Here is a 16,195-nt window from a genome sequence, read left to right on the forward strand (position 1 = left end):
TTCCCGTGCGTTCAAACTGTGACTTGCGATAATAATCTTGCGACCAAAAACCAGGTCGACTTTCCACAGGAGGTATTTCAATGAAAATGGCAGCGAAACTCGCTGGAGGACTTGCTCTCGGGCTGATGCTTTCCGGAACGGCGCTCGCGAACGATCCGGAAAGCTGCAAGACCGTCCGCTTCTCGGATGTCGGCTGGACCGACATCACGGCGACGACGGCGGCCACATCGGTGGTGCTGGAAGCTCTGGGTTATGAACCGGAGGTCAAGCTCCTGTCCGTGCCGGTGACCTATGCCTCCATGAAGAACAAGGACATCGACGTCTTTCTCGGCAACTGGATGCCGACCATGGAAGGTGACATCAAGGCCTATCGTGAAGACGGCTCCGTCGAGACGGTCCGCGCCAATCTGGAAGGCGCGAAATACACGCTCGCCGTTCCCAAATACACCTACGACAAGGGCCTGAAGAGCTTTCAGGACATTGCCAAGTTCAAGGACGATCTGGACGGCAAGATCTACGGCATCGAGCCGGGCAACGACGGCAACCGCCTGATCATCGGGATGATCGACGAGAACCTGTACGGCCTGGAAGGCTTCGAGGTGGTGGAATCCTCCGAGCAGGGCATGCTCGCCCAGGTCGCGCGCGCTGGAAAACGCGACAACGACATCGTCTTCCTCGGCTGGGAACCCCACCCGATGAACGCCACATTCGAGATGGCCTATCTTGAAGGCGGCGACGACATCTTCGGTCCGAATTACGGTGGCGCGACGGTCTACACCAACGTGCGCGCCGGCTTCGTGCAGGAATGCCCGAACGTTGGCAAGCTGCTGGAGAACCTGGAGTTCTCGCTGCCCATGGAAAACGAGATCATGAGCGCGATCCTGAACGACGGCGAAGATCCCAACAAGGCTGCGGCCGCATGGCTGAAAGTGCACCCGGCGACCTTCGAAAACTGGCTCGTGGGCGTCAAGACCTTCGATGGCGGCGACAGCTTCGCAGCCGTGAAGGGCGCTCTCGGCCTCTAAAAAATAAAGTCTGACGGGGCGCCGGCCGCGCGCATCCCGCGTTCAAGCGAACGCGGATCCGATGCGCGATTGTTTCGGCCGGTGTCCCGTCGTCTTCAACAGAAACCAAAAGGGGCGGCGGGTTGAACTGGCTGACGGACAACAAGTTGCCGATCGGGCCCTGGGTGCGGTCCCAGGTGGATTGGCTCACCGACAACGCCTATTGGGTGTTCGACGGTATTTCGATTTTTCTGGAAACGCTGATCGACGGCATCCTGTGGATTTTGCAGACCCCCCACCCGCTGGTCGTCGTCGCCATTGCCGTTGTGCTTGGCTATGCGGTGCACCGGACAATCACCTTCGCCGTTTTCGTTGCAGTCTCGCTCCTGCTGATCATCAATCAGGGCTACTGGGAAGAGACCACGGAGACGCTGGCGCTGGTGCTTGCCGCCTCCGTCGTCTGTATGGCCGTCGGCGTGCCCCTGGGGGTGCTCGGCGCCCACAATCCGCGCTTTTACGCGGCATTGCGTCCGGTACTGGACCTGATGCAGACCATCCCGACCTTCGTCTATCTTATTCCGGCGCTGATCCTCTTCGGCCTCGGTATGGTGCCGGGGCTGATCGCCACCGTGATCTTCGCGATCCCCGCGCCGATCCGCCTGACCCAGCTCGGCGTCGCCTCCACGCCCACGGCGCTGCTTGAGGCGGGGGAAGCTTTCGGCGCGACCCGCTCGCAGCTGCTGTGGAAAATCGAACTGCCCTATGCCCTGCCGCAGATCATGGCGAGCCTGACGCAGACGATCATGCTCTCGCTTTCCATGGTGGTGATCGCCGCGCTCGTCGGGGCCGACGGTCTGGGTGTACCGACCCTGCGTGCACTCAACACGATGAACATTTCGCAAGGGTTTGAAGTCGGTGTCTGCATCGTCCTGATTGCCATCGTTCTCGACCGGTTTTTCCGCGCGAATGAGGGGGGCAAGTGATGACCACTTCCGATGAGACCCCTGTCGTCACCTTCAAGGATGTTGATATCGTCTTCGGCGATAACCCTGCCTCGGCGCTGCCGCTGATCGATGCGGGGAAGACCCGGCAGGAAATCCAGGCCGAGACCGGCCAGATCCTCGGTGTGGCCGGCGCGACATTCGACATCCGCCAGGGGGAGGTCATCGTGCTGATGGGCCTGTCCGGCTCCGGCAAGTCGACGCTTCTGCGCGCGGTGAACGGCCTCAATCCGGTTATCCGCGGTGAAGTCCAGGTCTTTGACGGCACGGGCTATGTGAACCCTGGAAGCTGTCCCCCGAATGCCTTGCGAGAACTGCGCCGGAGCCACGTCGCCATGGTGTTCCAGCAATTCGGCCTGCTGCCCTGGCGCACGGTTTCCGAGAATGTCGGCTTCGGTCTGGAGCTGGCCGGCATGCCGGTAAAGGCGCGCGCCGCCAAGGTGAAAGAGCAGCTGAAACTGGTCGGTCTCACCGACTGGGGCGAAAAATATGTCCACGAACTGTCCGGCGGCATGCAGCAGCGCGTCGGCCTGGCCCGGGCCTTCGCCACCGACGCGCCGATCCTCTTGATGGACGAACCGTTCTCGGCGCTTGACCCGCTGATCCGCGACAAGCTGCAGGACGAACTTCTGGACCTGCAGAAGGAACTCAACCGGACGATCATCTTCGTCAGCCACGATCTGGACGAAGCGGCCAAGATCGGCTCGCGCATCGCGATCATGGAAGGCGGGCGGGTCATCCAGCTTGGTACGCCGCAGGAAATCGTCAAGAAACCGGCCAACGACTATGTCGCCGATTTCGTCGGTCACATGAACCCGCTGAACGTTCTCAGGGCCCGCGACATCATGGTGCCGCCGGGCAGCCTTCCCGGCTCGCTGGCAAGCGGCCTGAGCTGCGAGGCCAGCACGCCCATCCGGGATGTCGCAAGGCTGAAGAAGTCGAGCCCTGAACCGGTCGTCGTCCGCAAGGATGGTGCAATTGTCGGTGTCATCGGCGAGAACGAATTGCTGGATTGCATGCTGTAGCCAGACGCAGCTCGAATGCTGCGCCAGCGCTGCCTGAAATAAAAAAACGGGACCGATCGGTCCCGTTTTCATCAGATGCACGCGCGGCGGATCTGATCGGCCGCCGCGGGTGAAAACCTTTTGAACTCAGATCAGCTCGAGCTGGGCAGCCTGCTTGCCGCGGCCGCGACGGTCGTCTTCGGCTACGAAAGAAATCTTGGCGCCCTCAACCGGCGTTCCGATTCCGGCCTGCTCGAAAGCGGTCACGTGAACGAACACGTCTTTGCCACCGTCATCCGGTGTGATGAAGCCGAAGCCGCGATCATGGTTGAAGAATTTAATGGTGCCGTTCTCACGCATGGAGAAACCTTTCCGTCAGTTGAAAGCGCCCCGCTCGTGTCCGGCAAGGCGCGGATAAACGAGCAGTCAATAAGAAACGGAAAGCTTGTTAATTCAGAGCGGCGCTTAATGGAGCATCCGCCGAAGTTCAGTCTCACCGGGTCTACGTCATGTCCCGTACGACGCAACTCGCGCCGATGGCGGTTACTTTATGTCCGCTTGCGCCTTCCGGCAAGAAAAAGATATGAGAGCGGCGCGGCAGCTCATGACAAAGTAAACGAATCCCTTTTATTTCAGTTGATTAGCATGCTTCGGCGGTGAAACGCTGAGACGGCGGAAGTCGGCAGTTCGTCTGTTTTGGGGTCGTTTTCCTCTGCCGGAAACGGCAAAAACACGCAAAGTGACAGCTTGTGACCCCAATCACAGAGTGAGGAATGCTGCCGGGCTAATGTGCCTTCATGAACTGAGGCGGAGAGCAGGGCCTCACAAACAGGAAGGGACACCGTCATGTTCAAGAAAATCGCAATCACCACCACCGCACTGGCACTGATCGCCGGAGCAACCCTGACCTCCCAGAGCACGCCGGCCGAAGCCGCCAAGGGCTGGCAGGTCGGTGTCGGCATCGCAGGCGGACTTGCCGCCGGTGCCATCATCGGGTCCGCCCTGGCGCAGCCGCGGTATCACGCTCCGCCGCCGGCCTATTATCCCGGCCCGGTCTACCGTCCGGCCCCGGCACCCGTTTACTATCGTCCGGCACCGTGGAGCCCGGCCTGGTACAACTACTGCAGCCGCAAGTATCGGTCCTTCAATCCGAACACCGGATACTTCCTGGCCTATTCCGGTCAGCACAAGTTCTGCCGCTAAAGGCAGCTTTATCTCGCGCCGGGTACAATTGGCCCCGCAAGGGCCCTCGGCCACTCCCTGCAAGGAGATTTCCTCCCCGCCTTGCAGGGAGTTTTTTGTTTCCGGTCTGAAGTTCAGCCAGCTTTCGGTATTGCCGGGATTGCAGCCGGTCAGCTTTCTTCGGCCATCCGCTTGGCGGCCCGCATGGTCGTTTCAAGCTGGTTGAGAAAACGCGACCTGTCCGCCTTGCCGAAGGCCGGACCGCTTTCGCGGATTTCGCCGGTCTCACGCAGATGCGTGTTGAGGTCGCGCATGGCAAGGCGCATGCCGATCGCGTCTTCGCGAAACGGCTTTCCGGTGTGCGAAAGCACCAGGGCTCCGGTCTTGACGCAGCGCGCGGCCAGCGGCACGTCGGCGGTGATCACCACATCGCCCTTGCCGGCCCGTTCGGCGATCCAGTTGTCGGCCTCGTCCGGTCCCTCGGCAACCACGACCCGTTCAATCAGGTCTCCTTCGGGCAGACGCATCCAGCTGTTGGAGACGAACTTGATCGGTGTTCCGTGCCGCTCTCCCACCCGGACGGCTTCATCCTTCACCGGGCAGGCGTCCGCATCCACATAAAGCACCGTCATTGCTCCGGCTCTCCCTCGCTTTTCTTCAGATAGGCCGACAGGCCCTGCGCTGCCCGGTGCCCCGTGGCAAAACACGCCTGCAGCAGATAACCGCCCGTCGGCGCTTCCCAGTCCAGCATCTCGCCGGCGGCAAAGACGCCGGGAAGTTTCTTGAGCATCAGGCCGTCGTCAACCTCATCCAGGCTTATGCCGCCTGCGGAGGAAATCGCCCGGTCGATCGCGTAGGGCGCCTCGCACGAAACGGGAACCGCCTTTATGCGCGCGGCAAGCTCGTCGGGATGCTGCGGGATCGGACCCGCCTCCCTTAAAAGCGCCTGTTCCACCGGATTGAGCTTCACCGTCTTTTTCAGGTAGGTAGAAACCGTCTGCTTGCCCCTTGGCCGCGAAAGCCTGCGGGCAAGCGCGGCGGCTGTCTTGGCTGGCCGGAGGTCGATATGCAGGGATGCCGAGCCTTCAGCCTCTATCGTCTCGCGTATCTCCGCCGACAGGGCATAGACCGCGCCGCCTTCCAGCCCGCTTTCCGATACCAGAGCTTCGCCGGTGACGGATCTCCCGCCATGGCGCAATCCGATGCGCTTCAGCGGGGTTCCCGCAAAACGCTCTTTCATCACCGGGCTCCAGGACACGTGGAAACCGCAATTCGCGGGCCGGAACCGGGCCATCCCGATCCCCCGGTTTTCCAGTATGGGAACCCAGGCGGCATCGGAGCCGAGCTTCGGCCAGCTTGCACCGCCGAGCGCCAGCAGGACTGCGCGCGCCGGCAAGTTTTCCGGCTGCCCGCCTTCGGGCTGAACGATCGCAGTCCCGTCATCGGAGAACCCGGTGAACGTGTGCCGTGTCAGCAGACGTACGCCGTTCGTCTCCAGCCGGCGCAACAACGCCCGCAGCAGGGGAGAGGCTTTCATCGATGTCGGGAACACCCGGCCGCTGCTGCCGGTGAAGGTTTCCTGTCCCAGCCCGTGGCACCATTCCTTCAGGGCCTCGGGTGGAAAGCCTTCGATCATGGGCGACAGGAAGACCTCCGCCTGCCGGTAGCGGCTGGCGAGGGCCGAAAGGTCCTCGCTGTGCGTCAGGTTCAGGCCACCGCGTCCGGCCATCAGGAATTTGCGCGCCGGGGAGGGCATGCGGTCAACTATTGTGACAGCAAGGCCTTCGGCGGCCAGAAGGTCCGCCGCGAACAGCCCCGCCGGCCCGGCACCTATAATCAGAACATCAAGCATGGGGCCTTATAAATCAGCCCCAATGGAAAACGCTACCGTTGAATTTGAACAAGTCAAAATAACCGTGAATCCAAGACTTCAGGCGACAAGTCTAAAATTAGAGTTATTTTTAAAGTATTTGTTATCGGTCGTATGGGACTATCTTTTGAAAGTCGAAGCTGGGTGATGTGCACCGCCTGTTTTGCTTCGCCATTTACAAGGAGGCCGGGTATGGAAAAGACCACGGACCTGATCGTTGTTGCGGACCCGGATGAAGGTGTTCAAGCAGGCTTCAAACGCCTGTTTGGCGAGCACCTGAAGATCGTTTGCTTCGGGGAATCCGAAGAGGCGCTGCTGTATCTCAAGCAGAACACCGGAGCCGCCGTCATCCTCTCCTGCTACAACCTTCCCGGTCGGGGAGGTCCAGCGTTCCTGCGTGCTTGCGAAACCCTTGTCCCGCAGGCCGCCAGGGTCATGCTGACGCGTGAGAACTCCGCCGAGGCGATCAAGAAGGCGCTGAACGAAGGCCATGTTTTCCTGTTTCTGCAAAAGCCCTGCAAGCAGGCGGAACTGATAACCGCTGTGGAAACGGCGCTTGGTCATCACCAGCATCTGGCCAAGGACCGGGCGTTGCTGGAGCGCACGCTTGCCGGGTCGATCAAGTTGCTGATCGACATGATGGCCCTGTTTCATCCGGAAGCCTTCCGGCGAACGGCCACCGTGCGCAAGCAGGCGCTCAAGCTGGCCAAGGGTCTCGGCATGAAGAAGACCTGGGAACTGGAAATGGCGGTCATGCTGTCTCCGCTCGGCGAAGCCTTGCTGCCGAAACAGATCCTGTCGCGCTACCGCGCCGCCCGCAGCCTGACGGAACAGGAGCGGGACGTTCTCAACAGGGCTCCTGCCCAGACCCGCGAACTGCTGACCAACATTCCGCAGCTTGAGAAAGTTTCAGAATATCTCTTCCTGTCAGCGCGCGGCTATGACGGGTCGGGTTTTCCCAAGGACGGACCGAAGGGAACGGACATCCCGAGGGTCGCCCGCATCATCAAGCTTCTGACCGATCTCTGGTACGCAAGCCCGGAAAACGGACCGGATGCCGCGGCGTTCGACGCCATGACGATCAACAAGCGCAAGTACGATCCCGAACTTCTGGAGCTTGCGAAAGAAGTGCTGATGGACGATGTGCCGGACGACAAGAAGAAGTTTGTCACCCAGTGCCACATCCGTTCGCTCAAGCCCGGCGATATCCTGATCGATGACGCTCTGACGGAAGGCAACCGGGAGCTCGTTCTGTCCCGTGGACACATGCTGACCCCGACGACCATCCGGCGTCTGGAGCACTTCCACCAGACCACGGGCGTGCGCCAGCCGATCCGTGTGGAGCGTCACCAGCCCGCTGAAGAGGGCGTGGCCGCTCCTGCATGAGGGAGACGGGTTCTAGGTCTCTGAGCGCTTGTCCAGAAGCTCCGCCTCGAAGGCCTTTGCCACGCGCAGGAACCGGGCGTGCGCATAGTTCACCGAGAGGATGAAACCCCACCAGCCGTATTTCCGGTAACGGCGGCCGAAATAGGCCTTGAGGAAACTGGCCGGAAACTCGCTCAGCAAGCGCCAGCGGGGCAGCTTGCGACCTCGTGAGCGCATGTCCTCCACCTGCATGCCGGAATAGCGATTGTACTTGCTGACCTGGAAATCGAGCGAGCGGATCGAACGATGCGCCATGGTGCAGGCAAGGTTGGCAATTGTCGCGCCTTCGTCGGGGCGAACCGTGTCATGGACGGTCGAGGTGGAAAACCGGCCCTTGCGCCGGTCATAGAGGCGGATCTGGTGATAGCCGTAGGCCCACGGGGCCGGCGTGTTTTCATGGGCGTACATGTCCCGGATCATGACGCGCCAGCCGTCGGCGTTGCTGTAGCTTCCATCGGCGAACTTCGCCTGGATTTCGGCTTTCAGGTCCGGCGTGACTTCCTCATCCGCATCGAGATTCAGCAGCCATTCGTTGCGGCACTGATCCTCGCCGAAACGCTTCTGCGGACCGTATCCGGGCCAATCGTTGTGAAGGACCCGGGCCCCGAGGCCTTCGGCGACCGCAACTGTGTCATCGCTGGAACCGCTGTCGATGACAATGACCTCGTCGACCCAGCCAATCACGCTTTCGATCGGCCGCGAAATCCGGTCGGCTTCATCCCTGGCGATAATGAAAACGGATAGAGGCAGGCGGTCTGTCATCTTGTATCCGGCGCTTATTCTGTCTGAGCCGGAAAAATCCCGGCACGCCTGTTTAGAGCGTCCGCCGTGAATTTGGAACTGTCTGATGGTGGAAAGCAGTTCATTCGGCAGCTCTCCACCACCTGACGGGCCGGGATATCTTTCAAAGAGTGGGCGTCAGTTTTTCACCCGCGCAAAGACCGCATCGAGGCCGTTCAGACAGATTTCGGATCCGGCTACGGTCCCGGCAAATCCCGGCGCGTTGAGGTTTTCCAGATCGAGGCCAGGCAGGTTGAATGTTTCCGGAGAGCTGCCCAGATTGAACCCGCACAGCACGGTTTCTCCCTGGTGGGACCGGACGAAGAGCAATGTTTCGCCGGGGCCGTCAAGGAAGGTCATGTCACCTTTCCGGAGCGCCGTCTGGTTCTGCCGCCAGGCGAAAAAGGATCGGTTGCGGTTCAGCACGGACCGCGCGTCCTTGTCCTGCTCGAAGGCGGCCATTTCCCGGTGCTCCGGCGCCACAGGCAGCCAGGGGGCCGCGTCGGAAAAGCCGGCATTGGCATTGTCCCTGATCCAGGGCATCGGCGTGCGGCAGCCGTCCCGCCCCTTGTAATCCGGCCAGAAGCGGATGCCGTAGGGATCCTGCAGCTGCTCGAAGGGAACCTCCGCCTGCGTAAGCCCGAGCTCCTCGCCCTGATAGAGGCAGGGCGTGCCGCGCAGGGAGGCGCAGAGCGCAGTCGCCAGCGGTGCGAATTTCGCCTGGTCGAGGCCGTCGCCCCAGCGGCTGGCCACCCGTTTGACGTCGTGGTTGGACAGTGCCCAGCTCGCCCAGCCGGAGCCGATGCCGACGTCCATCTCCTCGACGATACGGCGGATATAGGCGGCCGAATGCTCCGGTGTCAGCAGGTCGAAACTGTAGGCCATGTGAATGCGTCTGTTCGCTTCCGTGTAGGACGCGGTCAACTCTACGGCCTGTCCGTCCGCACCGATCTCGCCGACCGACGTTGTCCCCGGATAGCGGTCGAGCAGCGCCCGCAGTCTCTCCAGGAAAAGGAGGTTCTCCGGCCGGGTCTTGTCGTAGAGATGGTCTTGATAGCCATAGGGATTGCTGGCTTCCACGGTGGACGGCGTTTCGCCGGCACCAAGCGGCGGATTGTCCCGCAGCAGGGGGTCGTGGAAATAGAAATTCACCGTGTCGAGGCGGAAGCCGTCGACGCCACGCTCAAGCCAGAAACGCGCGGCGGAAAGCACCGCATCCTGCACATCGCGGTTATGGAAATTCAGATCCGGCTGGCTGGTCAGGAAATTATGCATGAAATACTGCCGGCGGCGGCTGTCCCATTCCCAGGCCGGACCGCCAAAGATGGACAGCCAGTTGGTGGGCGGCGTGCCGTCCGCTTTGGCATCGGCCCACACGTACCAGTCCGCCTTCGGGTTGTCCCTTGAGGAACGGCTCTCCCGGAACCAGGGGTGCTGGTCGGAAGTGTGCGAGATGACGAGGTCAATGATCACCTTCAGGCCGCGCTCATGGGCAGCGGCGAGCATGCGGTCGAAATCCGCAAGTGTGCCGAACAACGGGTCGACATCTTCATAGTCGGAGACGTCGTAGCCGAAATCATCCATCGGGGAGGTGAAAAACGGCGATAGCCATATCGCATCCACGCCAAGCGAGGTGATGTAATCCAGGCGTTCGGTCACACCGTTCAGGTCGCCGGTGCCGTCTCCATTGGTGTCGTTGAAGGAACGCGGATAAATCTGGTAGATCACGGCACCACGCCACCAGTCCGGGTCCTGGATCGTCTTCTCCGGCATTTCAGCCTCGCGGCCCGTTTCGGCTTCTTCGAACATTACCCGTCTCCGTTCCGCATGGCGATCATATCTGCGCGCTTTGTTGCGAGGCTTCGCAGGTGGAAAATACTGTAGCGGAAAAAGTACTTTCAAAGCGCTTTGAATGGCTATACGCGGCGCTCTTCGAGGTCAAGCGCCTCGAACGGAAATTCACCCGGAACGGCTTTCTTCGGCGCGTCACTTCTGACGGAGCAGGACTAAAAAAACAGTCTGTTGCAGCTGTCGGCAGTTTGCGTTTTGCGCTGCGCCGTTTGACTCGAAATCGCCGAGCAGACAGAAAGAAGATAATAACTACATGAAATATATTGCAAAAATAAAAAGTTATTACGTTTAGGTCACTTTGATCTTGCAAAGCGGTACGGAAGCTGGAAATGTCCAGTCGAGCTGATCTCAGGTGAGGTGGATCCCGCGCGGTCAATCGGCAGTCATACTTTCGGCCGACGATACCGGCCGAACCGTAATCGGGTATCCTTGGGACTATTCGGGAGGCGTGAAGCCTGGACGCGCGCTTCCACCTTGCAGACTGAAAACTTGGAGGAAATGTCATGACGGCAGCCATGGTGGGTTGGGCGCATCTGCCCTTCGGCAAGCACGCGGAAGAAACCGTTGAAAGCATGATCGTCAAGGTGGCGAGCGAAGCCATACACGATGCCGGCATTGCGCCGGAAGACGTGGACGAAATCCTGCTCGGCCATTTCAATGCGGGCTTTTCGCCGCAGGACTTCACCGCATCTCTCGTACTTCAGGCGGATTCCGCGCTGCGGTTCAAGCCGGCGACGCGTGTTGAAAATGCCTGCGCGACCGGTTCGGCCGCCGTCCACCAGGGTGTACGCGCCATCGCCTCGGGTGATGCGCGCTTCGTGCTCGTGGTCGGCGTCGAGCAGATGACGACCACCCCGGGACCGGAGATCGGCAAGAACCTTCTGAAAGCCTCCTACCTCAAGGAAGAAGGCGATATTCCAGCAGGCTTTGCCGGGGTCTTCGGCAAGATTGCGGACGCCTATTTCCAGAAATACGGCGATCAGTCGGACGCGCTGGCAGGGATCGCCGCAAAGAACCACAAGAACGGCGTCAGCAATCCCTATGCCCAGATGCGCAAGGATCTGGGGTTCGAATTCTGCCGCGCGGAAAGCGAGAAGAACCCGTTCGTGGCAGGGCCCCTGAAACGCACGGATTGTTCGCTTGTATCCGACGGCGCGGCCGCTCTGGTGCTGACCGATCCGGCCACGGCGCTTGGCATGAAGAAGGCCGTTGCCTTCCGCGGTCTGGCCCATGTGCAGGACTTTCTGCCGATGTCCAAACGCGACATCCTGAAATTCGAAGGCTGCTCCAGGGCCTGGGGCGAAGCCCTGGGCGATGCCAATCTGGCCCTGGAAGATCTTTCCTTCGTCGAAACCCACGACTGTTTCACCATCGCCGAACTGATCGAATATGAAGCCATGGGCCTGACGAAGGAGGGTGAGGGCGCCCGCGCCATTCAGGAAGGCTGGACCCAAATGGACGGCAAGTTGCCGGTAAACCCTTCCGGCGGCCTCAAGGCCAAGGGCCATCCGATCGGTGCGACCGGCGTGTCCATGCATGTTCTCACGGCAATGCAGCTGACCGGTACAGCAGGCGACATTCAGGTCAAAAACCCGCAAATAGGCGGCATCTTCAACATGGGCGGCGCGGCAGTCGCCAACTATGTCTCCGTACTGCAGGCGATGAAGTAGGCTGATCGCTTTCCTCGCAAACGGCGGTGATTTCAATCAGCCCTGACCAGCGGGCGATGATCTGGAATACTGAGAAGAGACGCCTGAAGAAACAGCCCGAAATGGCAACCTGAACATTCGCACAATTGCCGGACCGGAGTGTCGATGAAGACCGACAATCCGGTCCGGCAATTGTGCGAATGCGCCATAACCGACCGTTCCAGCACGGAGAACTTCCGTGAACGCAGCGGGATGCCTGGACACGATCTTGCCATTTCGTTTTGTCATTTGATGACGCGGAGCTGATACGGCTTGCAAAGTGTTGACCGGGCTCGGTTTGTTCAAATGGAATTTTCGCTGCATATGCTGGTTTTGATTTCTACGATGGCGATGACGGTGCCATTGTTCGGAGCCCTGTGTTGTCTGATACAGGACCGAAACAAAAACGTGTTCCGGGTTCTTGCCGCTTTTTTTCTGGCAGCGGCAGTCACGGAGTTGCCGACTGCCCTGCAATTGATCGTCTCCAGCGCGGCCGGTGTGACACTGCTGGAGGCGCTGTGGCTGGTTGCCATGGCGTGCGTCACCCCCCTGATTTGGCTTTACGTCTGGATGCTGACTTCAGAAGAAGATGGTCTTCCAAAGCATCTCTGTTGGCACATGTTTTTGCCTGCCTGCACACTTCTGACGAGCGTTTCGATTGCGCTTTACCTGATCGAGGCGGAACTGCAGCTGGTCGGGCTCTCCGAACAAGCCCTGCAACAGTTGGCGACCGCAATAAACTGGGTATTCTGGACGCTTGTAAACGTGGCCATCAAGCTGCAATGGGGCGTCTACATATTGCTGGTTTACAGTCGGCTGATCTCCTATCGAATTCGCTTGAAGGATCTTTTTGCAAGTACCGAGAGCAGGGAGTTGCGCTGGATTGCCTTTGTGATCGGCGCCAGCGCATTTTATTGGCTTCTGAGCCTGATATCATCACTCCTGAGTTTGATCGTCCCGGACTACGGCGGGCTTTCAGGTTCGGCGTATTATCTGCTTAACTTGTCGCTGCAGACGATCATGGCTGCCTGGGGGTTGAGGCAACGACCGGGACTTAGGCCTGCAGACGACGAGAAGCGGGCGATGGACCAGCGCTATGCGAACTCGGCCCTTACAGAAGACGCCATCGATCGTATCTCCGGCAAACTTCGCAAGGCGATGACGGTCGACCAGCTCTATCTCAACCCAAATCTTTCGCTCTGGATTCTCGCGCGGCATATCGGTGTGAGCGAGAACTACATCTCTCAGGTACTGAACGAGGCGATTGGTCAGAATTTTTTCGACTTTGTGAACAGCTACCGGATTGAAGCGGCAAAGATCAATCTGAGGGGCGGAGGATCCTCGATCCTGGCAATCGCGCTTGATGCCGGTTTCAACTCTCGCTCGTCTTTTTACAAGGCGTTCAAGAAAGTTACGGACCAGACGCCCACAGCCTACCGACTGGCGCAGGGCACGCCCGAAAAACTTGCAACAAATCTGTCCGTCTGAGCTGAACCGGACGACACATCGTGGCGACAGGGCCTATCCGGCGAATTCTCAACCGGAGAAAACCCTATGAAACGAATACACATTTTTCTTGTAACAGCACTGACCGCGACACCTGCACTCTCGGATCTTCCATCTGAGTTCAACGGTGTCTGGCAGACCGACGGCTATGGCACAGTCGCCGAGGTGAAGGACGGCGACATCAAATTCTATCAGGTGGCCGGCGACATCTGCATTGAGGAAAGCGGCGACGCTGAAGCGCTTTCCAACTTGATCGACAACAGCCGGGTTGTCATGGCCAAAGACGGCGACATCGCCACCGTTACACTGCCATTTGCGCAGCACCGGATCCGGGCCGATCGACTTGATGCACTTCCCGATTCTTGCCTGGTATCGGCTGAAAACACACCCGCATCCAATTTTGAGGCGTTCGCGGCATTTTTTGAGCACAACTACCCGTTTCACGGCCTTCATGGTGTTGACTGGCAATCGACCGTGGCATCTGCCCGGAAAAAGATTCGGACGGAAATGTCAGATACGGAGCTTTTCGAGGTGTTCAAACAAATGATGGCACTGCTGAAGGATGGTCATCTGGACCTCACCGCACAGATCGGCGATGAGTTCATTCGCTTCGAACCTCACCCTGATGACACGTTTAATCAGCTTTCCCGGGAAGCAAAGAGAATGGGAATACACCGGAAAGAGGTAACCGAAGCATTTTTCGAAAGCTTCTGGTACGACAGCATACCGAAGACAATTCTGGGTGGACAAGGCCGCGTTGTCGGAAATCAACGCATCCAATACGGCGTCTTGAATGGCGACACAGGCTACCTGGCACTTGCGACCATCGGATACTATGGTCAAATGGGGGCGTCACCCGACGAGGAACTGGCAGCGACCAATGCCATCATGGAAGAGATTATGCAGCTCTTCCAGACATCCGGCGTGCGATCCGTCATCATTGATCTCAGTGCGAATGTCGGCGGTTACAATCACTTCGGCGGTTACGAGTTTGTCGCCCGCGCAATTGCAGAACGCTTTGCCTCAAAGCCGGTTCAGGCCTACGAGAAATATGCCGCTGATGCCAAAAACTCTCTGAGGACCAAGGTCACGCTTACACCGAGCAGCGGAACCCGGTTCGAGGGCCCCGTCCATGTTCTCACCAGCAGCATCACAGTAAGTGCGGCTGAAGTGCTGGTGCTGTCGCTGCGCGCGCTGCCGAACGTAAGGCATGTCGGCAAGGCCACCCGCGGTGCACCATCGGATATTGTCGGACGAACACTGCCAAACGGTTGGTATCTGTCACTGGCCAATGAAGTGCACGTGGACAATGACGGGCGTTTCTGGGAAGGCCGCGGCATTCAGCCTGATATCGAAATGAATGTGTTTGGCGATGTGGCGTCAACCAAGACGCATGTGAACTTGATCGGGGAGCTTGCCAAGCGGAACTGACATCGACCGCACAATTTTTCCCGGATGCTTGGCGATTTGATTGCCAGGCATCTTCGTATCCTGGCGGTGCTTTGGTCGAACGCGGGGGACCATGATGAAATCCCGTCAGAGTGCATCGCCTTGCAAAAAGTCGCGAAGCACCGGTTCAGGGCCTGGGCACAATGGCAAGGGAATCGATTTGTCTGAACATTCGGCAAAGACCTAAATTCTGCAAATACGCCTTTCTTCGTTTGAGACGAGGTCTTCGACCCGGCTGTTGCCAGGCCGGTACCGAGAACTTAAGAGTTTCGGTGAGGACCTATTCCGCCGCCTCCGCCGCGGCTGCATAAAAATCCGGGTCCGTCAGTTCGGGCGGAGAGACCGGAGCTCCGCCGCCTTCGCCGACATAGGTATCGGCCACACCATAGATGAAGACGCCCCCTGCCTTGCGCCCGATAATGGCAACCCGCTCGATCAACTGATGGTCGCCCGTCTCGCAGTTTGCGTAGCTCGTATAGATCTCCTTGCCGCCTTCGGTGATTTTTTCAGAGCCGGAGGAAAAGCTGCCGTTGGAGCACGATTTTTGACTGTCGGCGACGATAAGGGACATCAATTCCTGTTCGCTGGTGTAGCCGCCCTGCACAAAAATATGCGCCACGATCGTGCGGGCCTCGTCGGCGGCGACGGCGTGCAGGCCGTTGAGATCCTCCTCGCGCTGGCCGTCCGGGATGAGTTTCAGACCGGACACCCCGGCGCTGCCCATCAGGTTGAACAGCGCTTGTGTCGCTTCCACGGCCAGTTGCGGATCGGACGCCGGGCTTGCGGGGGAGGCTGCCTGCGCCGGCGGCTTGCTGCCAAGCCCGCCGGACGTAGTCGCCCCAACGGCATCCACGGCAGGCGCCGCGCCGAACCGTGCTGAATTGCGCTCCACGCATTTGGCCATGCGCGCCATCAGCCGCGAAGTGCCGGTCAGGCGGAATTCGTAATTATAGGAACCGTCATTCACATACAGCGTCCGCCCCCGCCGGAAGCGGGTGATGATATAGCCGTCTTGCGGCATCTGCATGCGGGCGAGATTGTTAGAGGTTGCCTTGGCGACACCTTGCTGCCAGGCACCCCTGTCGATCCGGTATTGAAGGGGAATATCGGCACCCGGTTTCATGGTCCAGTGCGGAGCAGAGAAGCCGATCGCCCAATTGTAGCCCGTATCCACCTGCACATAGAGACTGATACCGCTTCGATAGGTGGCTGAGGCAACGCAGGTGCTGAACAAGCCGCTGTTGTCATCGGTATAGGCATGGCCGTTCCAGCCGCCCTGACGGAAAGTCTCCACCGAAGCAGCCTGTGCCTGTCCGCTGCCTGCCCCCGCAAGGCCGGACAGTGCCAGCAGGCCGGCAACCGCCAGCAATCGAATTAGTCGCATCATACCCCCCGGATACTCTGTCGCGGCTGTCGGCCGACGCCGCCGCTCAAG

15 protein-coding genes are annotated in these 16,195 nt (G+C 59.5%); 9 read left to right on the forward strand and 6 right to left on the reverse strand.

Annotated features, from left to right (window positions below):
- Positions 1-80: 80 nt before the first annotated feature.
- The 3 genes from Q1B40_RS04475 to choV all read left to right on the forward strand — a co-directional run bounded on the left by Q1B40_RS04475 (position 81) and on the right by choV (position 3,030).
- Positions 81-1,025 (forward strand): choline ABC transporter substrate-binding protein, encoded by a 945-nt coding sequence (locus tag Q1B40_RS04475; protein WP_299810615.1) that lies wholly within the window; start codon positions 81-83, stop codon positions 1,023-1,025.
- Positions 1,026-1,147: 122 nt separating this feature from the next.
- A complete protein-coding gene (gene choW / locus Q1B40_RS04480; RefSeq protein WP_299810618.1) occupies positions 1,148-1,987 on the forward strand; it encodes a choline ABC transporter permease subunit in 840 nt (279 codons plus the stop codon).
- Positions 1,987-3,030, forward strand: a complete 1,044-nt coding sequence (choV, locus tag Q1B40_RS04485) for a choline ABC transporter ATP-binding protein (RefSeq protein WP_299810621.1) — start codon at positions 1,987-1,989, stop codon at positions 3,028-3,030. The genes choW and choV overlap by 1 nt, the downstream gene beginning before the upstream one ends.
- A gap of 126 nt (positions 3,031-3,156) precedes the next feature.
- Here choV and Q1B40_RS04490 read toward each other — a convergent pair whose 3' ends face one another.
- The gene (locus Q1B40_RS04490; protein WP_299810623.1) at positions 3,157-3,369 is read right to left on the reverse strand and encodes a cold-shock protein; all 213 of its coding nucleotides are present in this window, start codon (positions 3,367-3,369) and stop codon (positions 3,157-3,159) included.
- Positions 3,370-3,855: 486 nt separating this feature from the next.
- Between Q1B40_RS04490 and Q1B40_RS04495 the strand changes: the two genes are divergently transcribed.
- Positions 3,856-4,212, forward strand: a complete 357-nt coding sequence (locus Q1B40_RS04495) for a BA14K family protein (protein ID WP_299810625.1) — start codon at positions 3,856-3,858, stop codon at positions 4,210-4,212.
- A gap of 149 nt (positions 4,213-4,361) precedes the next feature.
- On the opposite strand, the gene Q1B40_RS04500 is transcribed toward Q1B40_RS04495, so the two are convergent.
- The gene (locus tag Q1B40_RS04500) at positions 4,362-4,823 is read right to left on the reverse strand and encodes a YaiI/YqxD family protein (RefSeq protein ID WP_299810628.1); all 462 of its coding nucleotides are present in this window, start codon (positions 4,821-4,823) and stop codon (positions 4,362-4,364) included.
- Positions 4,820-6,043 carry a TIGR03862 family flavoprotein gene (locus tag Q1B40_RS04505; protein WP_299810631.1) on the reverse strand — a complete coding sequence of 408 codons (1,224 nt, stop codon included), beginning with the start codon at positions 6,041-6,043 and terminating at the stop codon, positions 4,820-4,822. Before Q1B40_RS04505 ends, Q1B40_RS04500 begins: the two co-directional genes overlap by 4 nt.
- A gap of 210 nt (positions 6,044-6,253) precedes the next feature.
- Between Q1B40_RS04505 and Q1B40_RS04510 the strand changes: the two genes are divergently transcribed.
- Positions 6,254-7,447: an HD domain-containing phosphohydrolase gene (locus Q1B40_RS04510; protein ID WP_299810634.1), complete on the forward strand. Its 1,194-nt coding sequence runs from the start codon at positions 6,254-6,256 to the stop codon at positions 7,445-7,447.
- A gap of 12 nt (positions 7,448-7,459) precedes the next feature.
- Here Q1B40_RS04510 and Q1B40_RS04515 read toward each other — a convergent pair whose 3' ends face one another.
- Both Q1B40_RS04515 and Q1B40_RS04520 read right to left on the reverse strand, forming a co-directional pair.
- Complete coding sequence (locus Q1B40_RS04515; RefSeq protein WP_299810637.1) at positions 7,460-8,248, reverse strand: glycosyltransferase family 2 protein; 789 nt, start codon at positions 8,246-8,248, stop codon at positions 7,460-7,462.
- A 156-nt stretch (positions 8,249-8,404) separates the two neighbouring features.
- Entirely contained in the window at positions 8,405-10,039 is a 1,635-nt protein-coding gene (locus Q1B40_RS04520; protein WP_299812529.1) for an alpha-glucosidase, read from the reverse strand.
- A 95-nt stretch (positions 10,040-10,134) separates the two neighbouring features.
- Here Q1B40_RS04520 and Q1B40_RS04525 point away from each other — a divergent pair, with 95 nt between their 5' ends.
- The 4 genes from Q1B40_RS04525 to Q1B40_RS04540 all read left to right on the forward strand — a co-directional run bounded on the left by Q1B40_RS04525 (position 10,135) and on the right by Q1B40_RS04540 (position 14,742).
- Positions 10,135-10,374 (forward strand): hypothetical protein, encoded by a 240-nt coding sequence (locus tag Q1B40_RS04525; RefSeq protein WP_299810640.1) that lies wholly within the window; start codon positions 10,135-10,137, stop codon positions 10,372-10,374.
- Positions 10,375-10,620: 246 nt separating this feature from the next.
- On the forward strand, positions 10,621-11,787 hold the full coding sequence (locus tag Q1B40_RS04530; RefSeq protein WP_299810643.1) for an acetyl-CoA acetyltransferase: 1,167 nt from the start codon (positions 10,621-10,623) through the stop codon (positions 11,785-11,787).
- 324 nt (positions 11,788-12,111) lie between these two features.
- A complete protein-coding gene (locus Q1B40_RS04535; protein WP_299810646.1) occupies positions 12,112-13,293 on the forward strand; it encodes an AraC family transcriptional regulator in 1,182 nt (393 codons plus the stop codon).
- A 66-nt stretch (positions 13,294-13,359) separates the two neighbouring features.
- Positions 13,360-14,742, forward strand: a complete 1,383-nt coding sequence (locus Q1B40_RS04540) for a S41 family peptidase (RefSeq protein WP_299810650.1) — start codon at positions 13,360-13,362, stop codon at positions 14,740-14,742.
- 298 nt (positions 14,743-15,040) lie between these two features.
- Here the strand turns inward: Q1B40_RS04540 and Q1B40_RS04545 are convergent, their stop codons facing one another.
- The gene (locus tag Q1B40_RS04545) at positions 15,041-16,144 is read right to left on the reverse strand and encodes a hypothetical protein (protein ID WP_299810653.1); all 1,104 of its coding nucleotides are present in this window, start codon (positions 16,142-16,144) and stop codon (positions 15,041-15,043) included.
- Positions 16,145-16,195 lie beyond the last annotated feature (51 nt).

The sequence above is a fragment of the uncultured Roseibium sp. genome (assembly GCF_947496995.1).
Lineage (GTDB): Bacteria > Pseudomonadota > Alphaproteobacteria > Rhizobiales > Stappiaceae > Roseibium.

What these genes read in the sequence shown, in the direction of transcription:
- Q1B40_RS04500 (WP_299810628.1), bottom strand. Translation starts at nt 4,823, where the DNA reads ATGACGGTGCTTTATGTGGATGCGGACGCCTGCCCGGTGAAGGATGAA.
- choV (WP_299810621.1), top strand. Translation starts at nt 1,987, where the DNA reads ATGACCACTTCCGATGAGACCCCTGTCGTCACCTTCAAGGATGTTGAT.
- Q1B40_RS04545 (WP_299810653.1), bottom strand. Translation starts at nt 16,144, where the DNA reads ATGCGACTAATTCGATTGCTGGCGGTTGCCGGCCTGCTGGCACTGTCC.
- Q1B40_RS04475 (WP_299810615.1), top strand. Translation starts at nt 81, where the DNA reads ATGAAAATGGCAGCGAAACTCGCTGGAGGACTTGCTCTCGGGCTGATG.
- Q1B40_RS04540 (WP_299810650.1), top strand. Translation starts at nt 13,360, where the DNA reads ATGAAACGAATACACATTTTTCTTGTAACAGCACTGACCGCGACACCT.
- Q1B40_RS04490 (WP_299810623.1), bottom strand. Translation starts at nt 3,369, where the DNA reads ATGCGTGAGAACGGCACCATTAAATTCTTCAACCATGATCGCGGCTTC.
- Q1B40_RS04530 (WP_299810643.1), top strand. Translation starts at nt 10,621, where the DNA reads ATGACGGCAGCCATGGTGGGTTGGGCGCATCTGCCCTTCGGCAAGCAC.
- Q1B40_RS04520 (WP_299812529.1), bottom strand. Translation starts at nt 10,039, where the DNA reads ATGCCGGAGAAGACGATCCAGGACCCGGACTGGTGGCGTGGTGCCGTG.
- Q1B40_RS04505 (WP_299810631.1), bottom strand. Translation starts at nt 6,043, where the DNA reads ATGCTTGATGTTCTGATTATAGGTGCCGGGCCGGCGGGGCTGTTCGCG.
- Q1B40_RS04495 (WP_299810625.1), top strand. Translation starts at nt 3,856, where the DNA reads ATGTTCAAGAAAATCGCAATCACCACCACCGCACTGGCACTGATCGCC.
- Q1B40_RS04510 (WP_299810634.1), top strand. Translation starts at nt 6,254, where the DNA reads ATGGAAAAGACCACGGACCTGATCGTTGTTGCGGACCCGGATGAAGGT.
- Q1B40_RS04535 (WP_299810646.1), top strand. Translation starts at nt 12,112, where the DNA reads ATGGAATTTTCGCTGCATATGCTGGTTTTGATTTCTACGATGGCGATG.
- Q1B40_RS04515 (WP_299810637.1), bottom strand. Translation starts at nt 8,248, where the DNA reads ATGACAGACCGCCTGCCTCTATCCGTTTTCATTATCGCCAGGGATGAA.